This is a genomic window from Vibrio nomapromontoriensis, from assembly GCF_050337205.1.
Taxonomy (GTDB): domain Bacteria; phylum Pseudomonadota; class Gammaproteobacteria; order Enterobacterales; family Vibrionaceae; genus Vibrio; species Vibrio nomapromontoriensis.
Map to the genome: position 1 here is coordinate 1 of NZ_JAKJSS010000038.1, position 1,882 is coordinate 1,882.

The 1,882-nt window shown below is 42.4% G+C and carries 2 protein-coding genes; both read right to left on the reverse strand.

Annotated elements, in window-relative coordinates; genetic code table 11:
* Positions 1-323: 323 nt before the first annotated feature.
* On the reverse strand, positions 324-1,229 hold the full coding sequence (locus L4D05_RS23940; protein WP_428795494.1) for a hypothetical protein: 906 nt from the start codon (positions 1,227-1,229) through the stop codon (positions 324-326).
* A 453-nt stretch (positions 1,230-1,682) separates the two neighbouring features.
* On the reverse strand, positions 1,683-1,882 hold a 200-nt coding region (locus L4D05_RS23945), incomplete at its 5' end, for a hypothetical protein (RefSeq protein WP_428795495.1).

Consider the following 1,882-nt stretch of genomic DNA (forward strand, 5'->3'; position numbering starts at 1 on the left):
GCAATAGCAAATGATGACAATACGGTCAGACCGAGATGCCTAAACCTGTTTAATTGGGAAGTAATCAATACTGTTTAACGAATGAGGCTGGCATCATGCGAATATCATCAGGGTGACGGAGCAAATCCGATTAAACACCGAATGTAGAGCTGCTGTCCGACCCACTGTTGTCAGCGGGAGCTATTGTTGACAAAAGAGGGAGTCCATGTAGCCCTGTTAAGGTGTGAGCAACGCAATACCGAAACTCCCGCATACCACCTTAAACACAAAACGCAACGCATAGCAAAAATGCCAAGCGTTGCGAATCACTCTTAAACAGATTGTTAGCTCTCATTTTCTTTTTGAGTCGCAGTTTTTCTTCTTTTTAGCTCCTCTTGGAGCCACTTATCATTTTCAATAGCAGAAGCTATAAACTTCATTTTTACGTTTGCAGCAAGAATATCATTCTTGGCTTCAAAAAAGTCAGTATCTCCTTGAAACTCTAATGTCGGAGCTTGGAAGGAACGTCCCTCAGCAAACATAAATGGGAGCCTCTTTTCTTTATACTCAAAGTCATTGCTTTTTTGTCTCAATTCAGGAAGCGAGTTGATTTTCTCCGCCATGTCCTTTGTTGCTGGCAAGCCAAGAGCCCCCCTAAACTGTAAGTTTAAATATTGCTCAATTCCATTTATTACAGGTTTTTTATACCAACCGATAGAATAAAACATCCGATTTTCATTTCTGACCAATCTCTCTATTTCAGACTCAAGAGCCTTATCAACAAAATCAAAATGTTCAGATGCGACGTCTTCTACTAACAACAGTTCTTTAGCCCTTTTTTCAACTTGGTTTGCAGTCTTGTACTGTAGATCCAGTTCTGAATAAACTCCCCAAAACCAATCGAAATGGTTTTTAGCTATTTCAATCTGTCCTGTAGTACCGTAACGCTCCAGTTCACCAATATAATCTGAGTGATCTTTTAATGACTTCCGGAGGTTTTCGTGTTTTTCAGATAACTCAGAAGGAGTTAGCCCATAGCCTTCACCGTATAAGGCATAGAGTCCTGAGTATGCATTATTGAGAGCAGCCATCGATGCTGCCCCCTCATCATAGAGTTTTTTATGTAGGTTGAAAGCAAATTTCTCTTTTTCACTCTCAGCCTCAAAGTATCCCTTGGCGACAAATCCTGAAGAGGCAAGAATAGCACCCACTAGCGCCATTATTAGGTTATTCTTTAAATCCGAGTTCATAACTTTCCTTTGAGAGCTAACGCCCTGCTAAGTGGCGCTAACGACCAACTAACCAAGCGCACTTAACTTCAAACCAAAACCGCCAAGCTTATGGCGTCCACTTGAGCAGTTTGTTAGCTTTTTCGTGCGATAATGCCTGCGTTGCTCACCAAGATGTTGAAGTAACGCTCTCCCCTCAAAACCCATGACCAACATGACGGGACAGAGTTGAACTGTCCAAAAATTCGTAGCCTGGGTTGACGAAACTCAGAGGCAACTCAAAGTTTGCCACTAAGCCAACAACCACATACGCCAATTTTCAATTAAGCGTAAATAACTCAGTAGCAAAGAAAAAGCACACGAGAGATGTGAGGTTACCACTAAAGAACAGGTGTAAAGCTAGAACGGTGAACCCGTACACCAATAAACTAAACCGTGAAAGCTAACGCCCTGCTAAGTGGCGCTAACGATTAACTAACCAAGCGCACTTAACTTCAAACCAAAACCGCCAAGCTTATGGCGTCCACTTGAGCAGTTTGTTAGCTTTTTCGTGCAATAATGCCAGCGTTGCTCACCAAGGCTTTGAAGTAACGCTCTCACCTCAAAACCAATGACCAACATGACGGGACAGAGTTGAACTGTCCAAAAATTCGTAGCCCGAGTTGACGAAACTC

What these genes read in the sequence shown, in the direction of transcription:
- L4D05_RS23940 (WP_428795494.1), bottom strand. Translation starts at nt 1,229, where the DNA reads ATGAACTCGGATTTAAAGAATAACCTAATAATGGCGCTAGTGGGTGCT.